The following is a 14,595-nucleotide window of genomic DNA, read 5'->3' as shown; positions in this document are numbered from 1 at the left end:
CTTGCCGGACCGGCTTATCCTCTCCATATCAGAAGAAGAGCAATATCATGAGTATCCGAATTGTATCCAAAGAAGAGCTGGGACAGGCTCAGAAAAATGAAAAAGGGATTGGCTTTATCCCGGCCGTACTGTTTCCTAATCTGAAGAATCTGTATCAGCGCCGTGCCGAACGTTTTGATGAGCTGGCCAAAGATAACCCGTTTGCAGATTACCTGGAATTTGCGGCTGAAATCACCCGCGCCCAGCAGAAAGCCCTGTATGACAATCCGCTTGAAATGGATATGGATGCCCTGATGGCCGCCAATATGCCGGGCAAAGCCCTGCTCGACTGCCACACTTTTCAGCGCACTGAACACTGGCGCAAACTGCTGAAAAGCATTATTACCGAGCTGCTGCCGGTCGCGCCGGATCATGCCCGCCCGACTCTGGAAAACCTGGACAAAGCCTCTGAGAATGAGCTGGAAGACATGGCAACGGCCTTGTTTAATCAGGAATTTTCCGCTGTATCACCGGATAAGTCCGTGTTTATCTGGGCCGCATTATCCCTGTACTGGGCGCAGATGGCGTCGATGATCCCGGGCAAAGGCCGCGAAGAGCACGGTGAACACCGTCAGTTCTGCCCGGTCTGTGCGGCAATGCCGGTCTCCGGCGTGATCCAGATCGGCACCACGCAGGGGCTGCGTTATCTGCACTGCGGATTATGTGAAACCGAATGGCATGTGGTCCGTATTAAGTGCACCAACTGCGAACAGACCCGTGATCTGAATTACTGGTCACTGGAAAGTGAGCAGGCGGCGGTGAAAGCAGAAAGCTGTGGTGATTGCGGCAGTTACCTGAAAATTCTGTCACAGGAAAAAGACGCGAAAGTGGATACCGTGGCGGATGACCTGGCAACCCTGATCCTGGATGCCCGGATGGAAGAAGAAGGTTTTGCCCGCAGCAGTATCAACCCGTTCCTGTTCCCGAATGAATAAGTCAGTGAAGTGAGTCCGCTATGAACGAACGTGCATTATACAGTCAGATACCTGCCATTGACGGGTTATTACATGAAACACCGGTTGCCGCACTGACAGAACAGTACGGACAGACCTGTATCGTCGGTGTGCTGCGGGAGATGCAGGATGATGCACGTGACGCGATCCGTGAGCGGCAGCAGCTGCCGGACTGGCACGGTTGCTGGGCGGATGAACTGTCCCGCCGTCTGGACAGCGATCGGGAAGCACTGCGGCCGGCCATTAACCTGACCGGTACCGTGCTGCACACCAATCTCGGCCGGGCATTACAGGCGGAAGCGGCTATTGAGGCGGTGACCAATGCCATGCGCTGGCCGGTCACGCTCGAATATTCCCTTGATGATGCCGGGCGCGGTCACCGCGACAGCATTGTCGCGGAGCGCCTGTGTCAGCTGACCGGCGCGGAAGCGGCCTGTATCGTCAATAATAATGCGGCGGCGGTATTACTGGTGCTGGCGACGATGGCCGCCGGGCGGGAAGTGATTGTTTCCCGCGGTGAGCTGGTGGAAATCGGCGGTGCCTTCCGCGTGCCGGAAGTGATGAGCCAGGCGGGCTGTCGTCTGGTTGAGGTCGGCACCACAAACCGGACCCATCTGCATGATTATAAAAATGCCGTCAGTGAGCAGACGGCGCTGCTGATGAAAGTCCACACCAGTAATTATCATATTGAAGGTTTTACGGCAGAGGTCTCCGGGCAGGAACTGGCGGAACTCGGCCGGGAATATACTATCCCGTCAGTGATTGATCTCGGCAGCGGTGCTCTGATTGATATGACACAGTGGGGATTGCCGGAAGAGCCGATGCCGCAGCGCTATCTGGCGCAGGGTATTGATATTGTGACTTTCTCCGGTGATAAACTGCTCGGCGGGCCGCAGGCGGGGATTATTCTCGGCAAAAAAGTGTGGATTGAGGCAATACAGCGCCATCCGCTCAAACGCGCCCTGCGGGCAGATAAAATGACTCTGGCGGCGCTGGATGCCACGCTTCGTCTGTACCGCCGTCCGGAAAAACTGGCGCAGACACTGCCGTCACTGCGCCTGCTCACCCGGTCTGCTGACGATATTTATGATATGGCACAACGGCTTGTGCCGAAAATTCAGGCATATTACGGTGATGAATGGGTGATCCGCGCAGAGCCCTGCTCCTCGCAGATTGGCAGCGGATCCCTGCCGGTGGAACGCCTGCCCGGCTGGGCAGTGACGTTTACCCCGCAAAACGGAAAAGGCAGCGCCTTAGCCACCCTGACGCAGTCTCACCGTCAGCTGACCATTCCGGTGATCGGGCGGGTGAGTGACGGGCGTCTGTGGTGGGATCTGCGTTGCCTTGAAGATGAAAACCGACTTTTACAGGCACTGTTACCATGATTTTTGCTACAGCCGGCCATGTTGACCACGGAAAAACGGCTCTTATTCAGGCGGTAACCGGCGTGGATACCACCCATCTGCCGGAAGAGAAAAAACGCGGAATGACCATCGACCTCGGCTATGCCTACTGGCCGCAGGATGATGATACGGTTATCGGCTTTGTGGATGTGCCGGGCCATGAAAAGTTTCTCGGCAATATGCTGGCGGGTATCGGCGGGATCCGCCATATCCTGCTGATTATTGCCTGCGACGACGGAGTGATGGCACAGACCCGCGAGCATCTGGCGATTCTGCGCTTAGCAGGGCGTCCGCAAATCTCTGTGGTGCTGACCAAAGCCGATCGCGTCCCGGCGGAGCGGGTTGAGGAAGTCCGGCAGGAAATCACAGAACTGCTGTTATCTGACGGCTGGCCGGAAAGCCCGGTCTTTGTCACCTCATCCCATACCGGCGAAGGGCTGGATGCACTGCGGGCCCATCTGCGTTTGCACCATCAGCAGCAATCTTCAGAAAGCCGGACAGAAAAACGTTTCCGGATGGCGATTGACCGTGTTTTCAGTGTCAAAGGGGCGGGGCTGGTGGTGACCGGTACCGCGCTGGCCGGGCGTGTCAGCACCGGTGACACATTATGGGTGACCGGCAGTGACAAATCTGTCCGTGTGCGCGGTATTCATGCCCAGAACCGTCAGCAGGAACAGGCTCAGGCCGGTGACCGCGTGGCTATCAACCTGAGCGGGGATGTCAGCAAAGAGACGGTTTCCCGCGGCGACTGGCTGCTGAGCGAAAAACCGGTGCAGTCTGCACACCGCATTCTGGCGGAAATTGAAACAGATGAAGGTCTGAAAAGCTGGCAGCCGGTGCATATTCACCACGGCGCCAGCCATATCACCGGGCGGGTTTCCCTCCTGAGTGACGATAACATCCGTCCGCTGCTGGCGGAAATCACCCTTGATACCCCGCTCTGGCTGGCGGAGGAAGACAGGCTGATCCTGCGCGATATCAGTGCGCAGCGCACACTGGCGGGTGCCCGTGTGCTGAATTTGTCTTCCCCGCGACGCGGAAAACGTCGCCCGGAATTTCTGGCGTGGTTATCAGAACGGGCAGCGGCACAGGATGATCGCGATGTCCTGATGTGCGAACTGCCGCGCGGGGAAATTTCTCTGCCGGTGTTTGCCTGGGCGCGGCAGCTGACAGCGGAAAAACTGGCGGAATGTACTGCCGGGCTGAATCTGCTGATCAACGACGGTTATGTCCTTTCGGCACAACGGGTTGAAACGGCAAAAGCCATTCTGCTGGCTACTCTGGCGGATTATCATCAGTCACACAGCGACCAGATGGGCGTCGGCCGTGACAGGCTGAAACGGATGGCATTACCGGTGCTTTCTGATTCCATCGTATTTCCGGTTATTGCACAATTACTGGATGAAAAACAGATTGTCAGAACCCGTGGCTGGCTCCATCTGCCCGGATTCGGTCTGGCTTTCGATCCGGCACAGGACGCGCTCTGGCACAGTGCGGAACCGCTGTTTCAGCAGGAGCCGTGGTGGGTTCGTGATCTGGCCGTTAAACTCGGCATTGATGAAACCGCCGCCCGTCAGTTTCTGAAAAAAGCCGCACAGCTGGGTCATATTATGGCGATTGTGCCTGACCGCTATTATCACCGGTCACAAATCACGGAATTCGCGCAGGTTATCCGTGAATATAATCAGACACATGAAGAAGGTATCGGCGCGGCACAATTCAGGGATAAATACGGCATGGGGCGTAAGCTGGCCGTACAGATTCTGGAGTTTTTTGACAGGACCGGTTTTACCCGCCGCAGAGGGGACAAACATATTTTGCGGGATGAGGGACTATTCTGATTTTCTTCAAAAAGGATTTAAGACATGAAGATCGATTTGGAAAATTTTGTCAGTGAATTCAATAAAGAGAAATTCCCGGGCTATTACGTCAGAAATGCAAAAATGTATGGCTGGTATTCAGGGATTATGAATCTCCGGATCTTTTTCAGAAGAGCCTTAAACGTGATTTTGATTTTAAAACACTGATTTATGACGGCCGGAATAAGAAATATGAATTCAGCCGGATCCCGCTGGATGAAACAGATACTGTCTCGATAGCCCGCGGAATTACCAATGAGATTATCGGTTTTTATAATGATATCGCTGCCGATTTTTATGCCCGTAAACAGACGGAGCTGACCTGTGCGATTGAATCTCATCAGTACCGTGATCTGCTGAATAAAATGCTGATGTATGAATTACGGAATATCAGCACCGGTAATTACAATACACTGGTGTGTGTTCCGGGTATGCAGACTGAGAACGATTCATGGCTTAAATTCTGGTCTCAGTACTGGTTTCTGACAAAATGTTATCTTGATCAACCGGTTTACGGTGATACCCGCGCCACGACTCCGGACGGTTTTTATCAGTCCGGTAAAAAACTGGCGGATGCCCGGATGGATATCTGGGCGGGTAAAAGACACCGATGCTTATAACGATATTGATCAGCTGACCGAACAGTGTCTGATGAAAAAAGAGATAGATCTCTTTCTGATTGCGGCAGGCCCGGCAGGTACGGTGCTATCTGCAAGGCTGGCAGACAACGGTAAAACAGCGCTGGATATCGGTAATCTGGTCAGCAGTTATAATACGGTTTTCCCTGAACAGCTTCAGGCGGAGTAATGACCGGCAGATAATAAAACAGGCCGCAAATGCGGCCTGTTTTGCACGGTATGCCGGAATCAGGCTTTAGTGGCTAAAATAACGCTGGAAGCTTTTATCAGTGCGACAATTTCATTACCTTCATGTAATTCCATTTCGTCGCGGCTTTCATTGGTAATAACCGCTGTCAGCGGCAGCCCTTTTTCGGTTCTCAGATGAATCGTGCTGTTGACCGCACCGTTCACCATTTTGCTGATTTTGCCGCGGAACTGGTTGCGGGCGGAAAAACGCAGGCCGCAATCCGGATTTGCCAGTACCACCCACGGCGCTTTAATAATCGCGACCGCTTCTTTTCCTTCGCGGATCCCTAATACGTCACAGCTCTCTTTGGTGATGACGGTTGTCAGAATTTCACCATGCTCAAGTGTTAATTCCACTTCATTATTAACAGCGCCGGCAACAACGCGGGAGACTTTACCGGTGAGCTGGTTACGTGCGGAAATTTTCATTGTGTGACCTCTTTCCTTTTAGTGATTAACTGAAATGGTTAATCTTCCTGTTGTATCACACGATATACGCAGCGGCGAGAATCCGTGAGTAAATATTCGACCCGTTCCACACTTGCATTTAAAACTGTCTGAAAGAGTTCCAGCTCGGCGCGGCAGAATCCCTGACACATGCGAGCGGCGGAGCAGATAGGACAGTGATTTTCAATAATCAGCCAGCTTCCTTCCGGTTCTTTTTCCCATTGCGCCATATAGCCTTCCTCTGTGCGGATGGCAACGAGGCGGATAATGCGTTCTTCCAGAGTTTCTGCGCCCTGAAGTTTATCAAAATAGTCGCGGCGGGCTTCATTCTCACGGGCGGTAATAATTTTGCCGATAGCATCCTCGCCGAGTTCGCGGCGGATGGTGGTCAGGATTTTGACCGTCAGCTCAGCGTGACAATCCGGAAAGCGTTTATTGCCCAGTGCGGTCAGGTGCCAGCGCTGCACCGGACGGCCGACACCCCGGCATTCGGAATGTGCCTCAACCATGCCGTCCCGGGCCAGTTTGGTAAACTGCTGACGGGCAGCTTCCCCGGTGGTACCCAGGTGTTCCCCGGCCTCGGATGCCTGCATCGGGCCATGCTTTTTCAGGAGAATAAGCAATTTTTCTCCGACAGATTGTGCGGAACTGAGGTTGCTTTCCAGGTTAGTTCTTGACATATTCTCGTGCCCGGTATTTATTTATCCAAGTTAATTCTTGTTTAATTTATCGTATTCAGCAAAGTATCACAAGACTAAAGGATGGTTCTATGTTGCCCGATGACAGCCGCTGGCGTGACCTTTTCTCAGGGAAAAACGCTGCGATTTCAATCGCTCTCTCGTTCGGTGTTGTTATTCACGCCGTTAATATCTTAATGGCGACCACCATTTTGCCATCCGTTGTTGCTGATATCGGCGGCCTGAATCTGTATGCCTGGAATACCACACTGTTTGTGGCGGCATCCATTATCGGTTCTGTACTCTCCGCCCGGCTGCTTGCCGTATACGGTGCCCGTATCGCCTACCTTATATCGGTGGTGGCCTTTTTCGCCGGCAGCCTGGCCTGTGCACTGGCTCCCCGGATGGAGATTATGCTGCTGGGGCGCACCATTCAGGGCTTCGGCGGCGGTGTTATGTTCGCACTGTCTTATGCCATGATCAATTTAGTTTATGTTCCGGCGCTGTGGCCGAGAGCCATGGCACTGATTTCCGGGATGTGGGGTGTTGCCACATTGGTCGGTCCGGCAGTCGGGGGTATTTTTGCCCAGTTAAACGCCTGGCGTTTTGCTTTTGGTGTGATGTTGCCGCTGATGGTTATCTATGGGCTCTTTTTGCTTACGATTATGCCGAAAAAGCAGAAAGATGACGGCACCCGGCCGCGTCTTCCCCTGATCCAGCTGACATTGCTGACTGCCGCTGTACTGGTGGTCTCTGCTGGGAGTCTCAGTCCGGATGTGTTCCTGAATGTGGGCGGCGTGGTGGTCTCGCTGTTGTTACTGATTGTGCTTGCATTGATTGAGCAGCGCAGCCGCATCCGGTTACTGCCGGAAAACACCTTCCGGCGCGGCAGTCATCATGCCGCGCTGTACATCACTATCTCTCTGCTGGCTATCGGGATGACCTGTGAAGTGTTTGTGCCGTACTTCCTGCAGCGCCTGCACGGTCAGTCGCCGCTGGCATCCGGTTATATGAGTGCGCTGATGGCGCTGGGCTGGACTGTCAGTGAGATCATCAGTGCCGGATGGAAAGGGGCGAAAATGCGTGCCAGTATTCTGCTCGGGCCGGTTTTTGTGCTGGCGGGGCTGGTTCTGCTGGCACTGACGCTCTCTGTACCGTCTGCCGGCACATGGGGCATTATGTCGCCGATCCTGCTGGGGTTATCGCTGGTCGGGTTCGGGATCGGGTTCGGCTGGCCGCATCTGCTGACCCGGATTTTACAGGTTGCCGCGCCTGCGGATAAAGAGATCGCTGCCGCTTCCATCACCACAGTGCAGCTTTTTGCCACAGCTCTGGGTGCGGCGCTGGCGGGAATGATTGTTAACGTCAATGGTTTCAATGACGGTACATTGACGGGCGTGATGTCTTCAGCCTACTGGCTGATGATGTTGCTGGCCATTGCCCCGCTGATTGCGATTTTCACCGCCCGCCGCTGCGCGGCCATTTCTTACGGCTGATTATCCCGTTTCTGATAATAGTGTATGCCGGAATGAGGACTGTATCCCGTTCCGGCGTTTTTTTACACTGACCGGATGTTTTCTGTCAGGGTAATGTCCGCTATGTTTCAGTATCATCTCGAATTTGAAAAACCAATCATTGAGCTGGAAGAAAAAATCGCCGCATTGCAGTCATTTAAAGAGCGCAGCAGCGATTTGGGGTTTGATCCGGATGATGAAATTGCCTGCCTGCGGAAAAAATGCGAAAAACTGACTCAATCGATTTATGCGGATCTCGGTGCATGGGAGATTGTCCGGCTGAATGAAGAACCGGCTCCCATCGAACTGAGAGCCGTTTATGCCAGCCGCCGTGAGGTGTTACCGGTTGTCGACAAATTCCTGCATTTTCTTGAAAGTTCGCTGCGGGATCAGGATAAAAATCAATAGCTGCGGAATACCGTCTGCTTTCCGTCCGCATCATAGGCGACCACATCATACGGCTCTTTCATATCCTTGTATTCCATACCCAGGCTGCCGACCGGCATCCCCGGAACCGAAATTCCTTTGGCACTTTCCGGCAGCGTATCAATGGCATCCAGGCTGTCCGCCGGGACGTGGCCAATCACATATTTGCCGTTCAGCGTGGCGAGGTGACAGCTCATCAGGTTCGCGGTGGCGCCGGAATCAAGCATCATTTTCTCCAGCTGTGCCTGCGGAATAATATTGGTTTCCACATCGTAACCGGCTTTTTCCACCCCTTCCGCCCACTGGCCGCAGCAGCCGCAGGTCGGGGATTTATACACGGTGACGGTTCCTTTCGCTGCCATGGCACCGGCAGAAAGTGTGGTTAATAATAAAGATAACGCCCAGACGGATTTTTTCATCGGTATTCCCTGTAATGAGTCGGATAATAATGATGAGATTAATGGTTTACCTTAGGGGAAGGTCAATACAGGGGAACGTATAGTTATGCGGAGAAGTGTAAAGGTTTAAACGGAGGTCATAATGGTAACGCACCTGACATTACAGATAACAGCAACAGAAACCCGGATTTTTTCTGCGGAGGCTGATGTGCGGCTTCCGCTCGGTGACAGTGTGATTGACGGGTTTGTTTTTCAGCACTCGCCGGTGACAGCTTATGAAGCGGAAGTGGCAATTGAGCATATTGAAAACCGGATTATCCCGGCGCGGGCGGCATTACCGGCGGGAGACCTGATTTTGCATTGCCCTGATCCGCGGCTAAACTATTTACTGACCGGTGATGACGCGGGCTTCTTATCCACTGAGGAAATAGAACGCGCATTTAATGAGATCGTGAATGTTATCAGCGGCAGCCCGGTATCATCAACATCACTCCCGTCAGACAAACAATTCACGGCATTTTTACTGATTATCCGTGAGATCACCCATCACTGGGGACTGGTCGGGCTGGTACCGGGAACTGCCGGAAAAAATGATGTGATTTAACATGTATACAGAATGACTCTTATCAAAATAAATTATAAAATTTGTATTATTATTTAGTCTCCGGGGCTGCCGCTCCGGCGATTGTATGATGACAGAGCAGAACAGATATGAGCATTACACTGATAAATAAGATTAAATCCGTTTCTTCCCGGTTTTCGGCCGGGTATTTCGGCATGGTCCTGGGGCTGATCGGCACCGGGATGGCATGGCGTTACGCAGCGGCTGAGCAGGGGTATCCGGCAATCATCGGTGAGGTGATTATTGGTGCCGGTTGTGCGGTCTGGCTGGTGCTGATCTCTCTGTTTATTATCCGCAGTTTCTGTTTCCCGGGAAAAATGACCGACGAGTTCCGTCATCCGGTCGCCAGCGGGTTCTCCAGCCTGTTACCGGCAACTACTGTTCTGGTGGCGATGGGGCTGACACCATACTTCCCGCTGTTTTCCACCGGATTATTTTCCCTCGGCGCAGTAGCACAACTGTCTTACGCCGCGTGGCTGGTCGGCTCCCAGTGGAAAGGGGAATACCCGAAAGCGGCGACCACCCCGGTACTCTATCTTCCGACTGTCGCCAATAATTTTATCTGCGCCATGGCGTGCGGCGCACTCGGTTTTACCGACCTCGGTATTCTTTTCTTCGGTGCAGGCGTTTTCTCCTGGCTGAGCCTGGAACCGGCGATTCTGAAACGGATCCGCAGTGACGGGCTGATGGATGAAAAATCGCGTCTCTCTTTCGGTATTCAGCTGGCTCCGGCACTGGTGGCATGCAGCGCCTATCTGGCGGTAAACCAGAATCATATTGATTTCTTTGCCAAAATGCTGCTCGGCTACGGGTTACTGCAACTGGTGTTTATGATCCGGCTCATCCCCTGGTTTACACAACAGGCATTTACCCTGTCATTCTGGAGCTTTTCATTCGGAGTGTCGGCACTGGCAAAATCCTCTCTGAATATCAGTATGTCTTCAGATAATGAATTTATTCACCTGCTGGCATTCACCCTGTTTATTTTTTCCAACGCCTTTATTCTGTTGCTGGTGGTGAATTCGCTGCGTCTGCTGGTCAGAAAGCAAATCACCCGCGCCCGTATCCGCGAAGAGAATTAATGTTCAGCCGCCGGTTCCCGGCGGTTATCAATTTGATTATTTATTAATCATTATTCTCATAATGATATCTGCGCTGAAAAACCCCGCTGTCGTGAGATGTTCAGTACGAATAGTGAACAATTTCACAAAGTGATCAAAAATTCCGTTATTAATCACATTTTATAACCCTTCTCCCCGCTAATCCGCCCTCCTGGTGTGGTTATTGCTTTATCTGTTGATACAGATTGCATGACAGCCGTCTGTTCTCCACAAGAGTCCTAAATAAAACAGATAGTTATTAACAGAGTCAGATAGTCAAATTCACGTACAGGAGAGAAGAGATGTCTGATCAACAAAACACAGCATCTGATCTTATTTACCAGCTCGAAGATAAACCCCCGTTTTTACAGGCGATTATTGGTGCCGTGACCCATCTGCTGGCCATTTTCGTTCCGATGGTCACACCGGCGCTGATTGTCGGCACGGCCTTACAGCTATCGCCTGAGACCAATGCGTATCTTGTTTCCATGGCTATGATCGCCTCCGGTGTCGGCACATGGTTGCAGGTAAACCGCTACGGCATGGTTGGTTCGGGGTTATTATCGATTCAGTCCGTTAACTTTTCATTTGTGACAGTGATGATTGCCATCGGAACCAGCATGCGGGCTGATGGTGTTGATGAAGAGCTGTTACTGTCCACTATCTTCGGTATCTCGTTTGCCGGCGCATTCTTAGTTGTGGGATCGTCTTTTATCCTGCCCTATCTGCGTCGTGTCATCACCCCGACAGTCAGCGGTATTGTGGTTCTGATGATCGGGCTGAGCCTGATAAAAGTCGGGATTATTGATTTCGGCGGCGGCTTCTCCGCCAAGTCCTCCGGCACCTTCGGTGATTATCAGAATATCGGTGTCGGGTTACTGGTTCTGCTGGTTGTTATCGGGTTTAACTGCTGTAAAAGCCCGCTGCTGCGCATGGGCGGGATCGCGATCGGGCTGATTGTCGGTTATATCTGCGCCCTGTTCCTGGGGATGGTGGATTTCAGTCAGATGAGCAAAGCCGCGTTTATCACGATCCCAGTACCGTTTAAATATGGTTTCTCGTTTAACTTCGCTCACTTCCTGGTGGTCGCTATTATTTATCTGCTCAGTGTGCTGGAGGCGGTCGGTGACCTGACGGCAACCGCGCTGGTGTCCGGGCAGAAAATTCAGGGACAGGAATTCCAGTCCCGTCTGAAAGGCGGGGTAATGGCGGATGGTCTGGTGTCTGTGGCGGCTTCCGCGATGAGCTCTCTGCCGCTGACCACCTTTGCCCAGAACAACGGGGTTATTCAGATGACCGGGGTGGCTTCCCGCCATGTCGGGAAAATCATTGCGGTTATCCTGGTGATCCTGGGGCTGTTTCCGGGGATCGGCTGGTTCTTTACGACGATTCCGGCACCGGTGCTGGGTGGTGCGATGACACTGATGTTCTCCATGATTGCCATTGCCGGGATCCGTATTATTCTGTCCAACGGTCTGCGCCGCCGCGAAACCCTGATTGTGGCGACCTCACTGGGGCTGGGGTTGGGTGTCTCTTATGACCCGGCGGTTTTCCACGTCCTGCCGACATCCCTTTACGCGCTGGCAGAAAACCCGATCTGTATGGGCGGTGTGACCGCTATTATTCTGAATTTAATTATTCCGATCAGTAAGGAAACCGAACCGGATGATATTGAAGAATCCGTGAGGGAAGAGGAAGTTTAATCAGCACAGCCTGACAGCCCGCTTATCTCAGCGGGCTGTCAGTATACGGACTTACCGGTGACTGAGTGCCAGCTTCACGGCAAAAACATAAAAAGTCCGCCGGTCAGGCGATCCATCCACCGGATAAAGCGCCGTGATTTCAGCAGGCGTGAGGCGTAACCGGTCATCATAATCAGAGTCAATGACCAGAGCGTACCGATAACCACATGAATAGTGACGAGCAGAAATGTCCGGGCTATCAGCGGCTGTCCGGCAGGAATAAACTGCGGCAGGAAAGAGACATAAAATATCCCCTTGTGTTGTACTGAATGATTGACGGGGGTGCAGAATTAACTGAATACCCAGCCAGAGCAGATAAAGTGCCCCGCACCATTTAACGATATCGTAAGCCGTGGCAGACGCGGCGAGCAGTGCACCGAGACCCGGCGCCACGAAAAGCCCCCGGAAAAAGATAAAAAAGTGGTTTAACGATATTTTCCCAATAAGTATCAACTATAACAATAAGAGAAACGGCAAAGAAAGAATACGCTACCATGATTTTCCACACTTTTTTGAAGACAGTAACTGATTTACCAAATTTCCTGTTTTTCTGAACATCAGTGAGTTCTTTATACAAGTTTTCTTTTTCTTTATCTGACATTTTTTCACTGCGGATTTTCTGCAGCAGGCGTGTTTCAGTTTTTGTATGAAACAATGGCATCCATTAATTCAATATATTGCGGAGAGTGCTTATTACTGTTCATTTTGTCCTCATGAGTACTATTCAGTATTGTTCTGACAATAAAAAAAGCCGGCGGATACAGAGCATCAGCCGGCTTATGGATGTGTATTGAGTTACTGTGAAGTGTTACTCAATATTCTGAATCTGCTCACGCATCTGCTCAATCAGCACTTTCAGTTCAATCGCAGAGCTGGTGATATCGGCATTGATGGACTTTGAGGCGAGGGTGTTCGATTCGCGGTTGAATTCCTGCATCATAAAGTCCAGACGGCGGCCGACGGCCTCTTTTTTCTTCAGGATATTATGGGTTTCTTTCACATGGGCATCGAGGCGATCTAACTCTTCCGCCACGTCAATGCGCTGTGCCAGCAGGATCAGTTCCTGCTCCAGACGGTTCGGATCGACCTGAATCTGTGCGTCGTCCAGTTTGCTCTGCAGACGCTCACGTTGCCATAACAGGATATCCGGCATCTGCGCACGGACTTTGCGGACTTCTTCGGTTACACCGTCGAGGCGCTGTTCGATTAAGGTCTTCAGTGCCGCACCTTCACGTTCACGGGCATCGATAAAGGCGGTGATGGTGTCATCGAGAGCGGCCAGCAATTCTTCACTGATGGTGTCCAGATCCTGTTCCTGTGCGGACATTACGCCCGGCCAGCGCAGAATTTCCAGCGGATTGATTTCCCCTTCGTGACTGTAGTTTTTAACCCAGTTTGCGGCAGCAACCAGCTGTTTCGCCAGGTCTTCATTCATATTCAGCCCGCTTTGCGCGTTACTGCTCAGGTCAAAGCGGAGGTTACACTCAACTTTACCACGGGTCAGACGCTGACGCAGACGCTCGCGGATCACCGGCTCCAGGCTGCGGAGCTGTTCCGGCAGGCGGATGTAGGTTTCAAGGTAGCGCTGGTTAACAGAGCGGAGTTCCCATGCGGCAGTGCCCCACGGGCGTTTGACTTCCTGACGGGCAAACGCGGTCATACTACGGATCATGATATCTGTCCTGTGATGGATTTATTGCTCTGATTATAGCGCTGTTATGGTGTTAAGGCATAGGCATTCACCGGTTTAAGCCGTATAATGCGCCCCCAACAGTTAACTGAACCGGAGAATCACTATGAGTCAGTCATCACGTCCCGCTGGCCGGGGAACAGACCAGGTGCGTCCTATTACTATCACCCGTCATTATACCAAACATGCCGAAGGCTCTGTGCTGGTCGAGTTCGGTGACACTAAAGTGTTATGTAATGCCTCCGTTGAAGAAGGTGTACCGCGTTTCCTGAAAGGTCAGGGACAGGGCTGGATCACAGCCGAATACGGCATGCTGCCGCGCGCAACCAATTCCCGTAATGCCCGCGAGGCCGCCCGTGGCAAACAGACCGGCCGCACAATGGAAATCCAGCGCCTGATCGCACGTTCACTGCGTGCTGCGGTTGATCTGACCAAACTGGGCGAGTTCACCATCACCCTCGACTGTGATGTTATCCAGGCTGACGGCGGTACCCGTACCGCTGCGATCAGTGGCGCCTGTGTGGCACTGGCTGATGCCCTGAATCAGATGGTCGCGAAAGGTCAGCTGAAAGCCAGCCCGCTGAAATCCATGGTTGCCGCCGTTTCTGTCGGTATCGTGGACGGCGAGCCGCGTTGTGATCTGGAATATGTCGAGGATTCTGCGGCAGAAACCGATATGAATGTGGTCATGATTGATGACGGACGGATGATTGAAGTCCAGGGTACGGCAGAAGGTGCGCCGTTCAGTCATGATGAGTTGTTGTCGTTACTGGCCCTCGCAAGAGGCGGGCTGGAAACCATTTTCTCCGCTCAGAAGGCGGCATTAGAAAATTAATCAGAAGGCGACGTGATAGTCGCC

15 protein-coding genes and 1 pseudogene are annotated in these 14,595 nt (G+C 52.5%); 10 read left to right on the top strand and 6 right to left on the bottom strand.

Annotation, left to right across the window (positions count from 1 at the left end; genetic code table 11):
• The first annotated feature begins 47 nt into the window (after positions 1-47).
• From fdhE to GN208_RS06740, 4 genes are all read left to right on the top strand, one after another.
• Positions 48-974, top strand: a complete 927-nt coding sequence (fdhE, locus tag GN208_RS06755) for a formate dehydrogenase accessory protein FdhE (protein WP_243828318.1) — start codon at positions 48-50, stop codon at positions 972-974.
• Positions 975-994: 20 nt separating this feature from the next.
• On the top strand, positions 995-2,377 hold the full coding sequence (selA, locus tag GN208_RS06750; RefSeq protein ID WP_004236690.1) for an L-seryl-tRNA(Sec) selenium transferase: 1,383 nt from the start codon (positions 995-997) through the stop codon (positions 2,375-2,377).
• Positions 2,374-4,236, top strand: coding sequence for a selenocysteine-specific translation elongation factor (gene selB, locus GN208_RS06745; RefSeq protein WP_004236689.1), 1,863 nt, complete (start codon positions 2,374-2,376; stop codon positions 4,234-4,236). Before selA ends, selB begins: the two co-directional genes overlap by 4 nt.
• A 591-nt stretch (positions 4,237-4,827) precedes the next feature.
• On the top strand, positions 4,828-5,061 hold the full coding sequence (locus GN208_RS06740) for a GT-D fold domain-containing glycosyltransferase (RefSeq protein WP_004240163.1): 234 nt from the start codon (positions 4,828-4,830) through the stop codon (positions 5,059-5,061).
• Positions 5,062-5,120: 59 nt separating this feature from the next.
• Here GN208_RS06740 and GN208_RS06735 read toward each other — a convergent pair whose 3' ends face one another.
• Together GN208_RS06735 and GN208_RS06730 are read right to left on the bottom strand one after the other, a co-directional pair.
• A complete protein-coding gene (locus tag GN208_RS06735; protein ID WP_004236685.1) occupies positions 5,121-5,549 on the bottom strand; it encodes a TOBE domain-containing protein in 429 nt (142 codons plus the stop codon).
• A 38-nt stretch (positions 5,550-5,587) separates the two neighbouring features.
• On the bottom strand, positions 5,588-6,247 hold the full coding sequence (locus GN208_RS06730; protein ID WP_004236684.1) for a metalloregulator ArsR/SmtB family transcription factor: 660 nt from the start codon (positions 6,245-6,247) through the stop codon (positions 5,588-5,590).
• A gap of 89 nt (positions 6,248-6,336) precedes the next feature.
• On the opposite strand from GN208_RS06730, the gene GN208_RS06725 reads away from it, so the two are divergent.
• Both GN208_RS06725 and GN208_RS06720 read left to right on the top strand, forming a co-directional pair.
• Positions 6,337-7,740, top strand: coding sequence for an MFS transporter (locus GN208_RS06725; protein WP_004236683.1), 1,404 nt, complete (start codon positions 6,337-6,339; stop codon positions 7,738-7,740).
• A gap of 102 nt (positions 7,741-7,842) precedes the next feature.
• Entirely contained in the window at positions 7,843-8,166 is a 324-nt protein-coding gene (locus tag GN208_RS06720) for an Acetyl-coenzyme A carboxyl transferase alpha chain (RefSeq protein WP_015422371.1), read from the top strand.
• Here the strand turns inward: GN208_RS06720 and GN208_RS06715 are convergent.
• On the bottom strand, positions 8,160-8,603 hold the full coding sequence (locus GN208_RS06715; RefSeq protein ID WP_015422372.1) for a DUF411 domain-containing protein: 444 nt from the start codon (positions 8,601-8,603) through the stop codon (positions 8,160-8,162). The two genes, GN208_RS06720 and GN208_RS06715, sit on opposite strands and share 7 nt — an antisense overlap.
• 121 nt (positions 8,604-8,724) lie before the next feature.
• On the opposite strand from GN208_RS06715, the gene GN208_RS06710 reads away from it, so the two are divergent.
• The 3 genes from GN208_RS06710 (at position 8,725) to GN208_RS06700 (ending at position 12,007) form a co-directional block, all read left to right on the top strand.
• Positions 8,725-9,186: a hypothetical protein gene (locus GN208_RS06710; protein WP_004236679.1), complete on the top strand. Its 462-nt coding sequence runs from the start codon at positions 8,725-8,727 to the stop codon at positions 9,184-9,186.
• A gap of 107 nt (positions 9,187-9,293) precedes the next feature.
• The gene (gene tehA / locus GN208_RS06705; RefSeq protein ID WP_004236678.1) at positions 9,294-10,286 is read left to right on the top strand and encodes a dicarboxylate transporter/tellurite-resistance protein TehA; all 993 of its coding nucleotides are present in this window, start codon (positions 9,294-9,296) and stop codon (positions 10,284-10,286) included.
• A gap of 320 nt (positions 10,287-10,606) precedes the next feature.
• The gene (locus tag GN208_RS06700; RefSeq protein ID WP_004236677.1) at positions 10,607-12,007 is read left to right on the top strand and encodes a nucleobase:cation symporter-2 family protein; all 1,401 of its coding nucleotides are present in this window, start codon (positions 10,607-10,609) and stop codon (positions 12,005-12,007) included.
• Positions 12,008-12,058: 51 nt separating this feature from the next.
• Here the strand turns inward: GN208_RS06700 and GN208_RS06695 are convergent.
• The 3 genes and pseudogenes from GN208_RS06695 to GN208_RS06685 form a co-directional block, all read right to left on the bottom strand.
• Positions 12,059-12,439, bottom strand: a pseudogene (locus GN208_RS06695) (LysE family translocator); the annotation flags it as partial.
• Positions 12,381-12,707 (bottom strand): hypothetical protein, encoded by a 327-nt coding sequence (locus GN208_RS06690; RefSeq protein ID WP_004236675.1) that lies wholly within the window; start codon positions 12,705-12,707, stop codon positions 12,381-12,383. The pseudogene GN208_RS06695 and the gene GN208_RS06690, both read right to left, overlap by 59 nt.
• Before the next feature lie 147 nt (positions 12,708-12,854).
• The gene (locus GN208_RS06685) at positions 12,855-13,718 is read right to left on the bottom strand and encodes a YicC/YloC family endoribonuclease (protein ID WP_015422373.1); all 864 of its coding nucleotides are present in this window, start codon (positions 13,716-13,718) and stop codon (positions 12,855-12,857) included.
• A gap of 124 nt (positions 13,719-13,842) precedes the next feature.
• Here GN208_RS06685 and rph point away from each other — a divergent pair, with 124 nt between their 5' ends.
• Positions 13,843-14,571, top strand: a complete 729-nt coding sequence (rph, locus tag GN208_RS06680) for a ribonuclease PH (protein ID WP_004236673.1) — start codon at positions 13,843-13,845, stop codon at positions 14,569-14,571.
• Positions 14,572-14,595 lie beyond the last annotated feature (24 nt).

It is taken from the genome of Morganella sp. HSTU-ASny43 (genome assembly GCF_022819185.1).
GTDB lineage: Bacteria > Pseudomonadota > Gammaproteobacteria > Enterobacterales > Enterobacteriaceae > Morganella > Morganella morganii.
The sequence above is the reverse complement of the archived record's forward strand: the minus strand, read 5'-3'. Positions and strand labels throughout refer to the sequence as shown.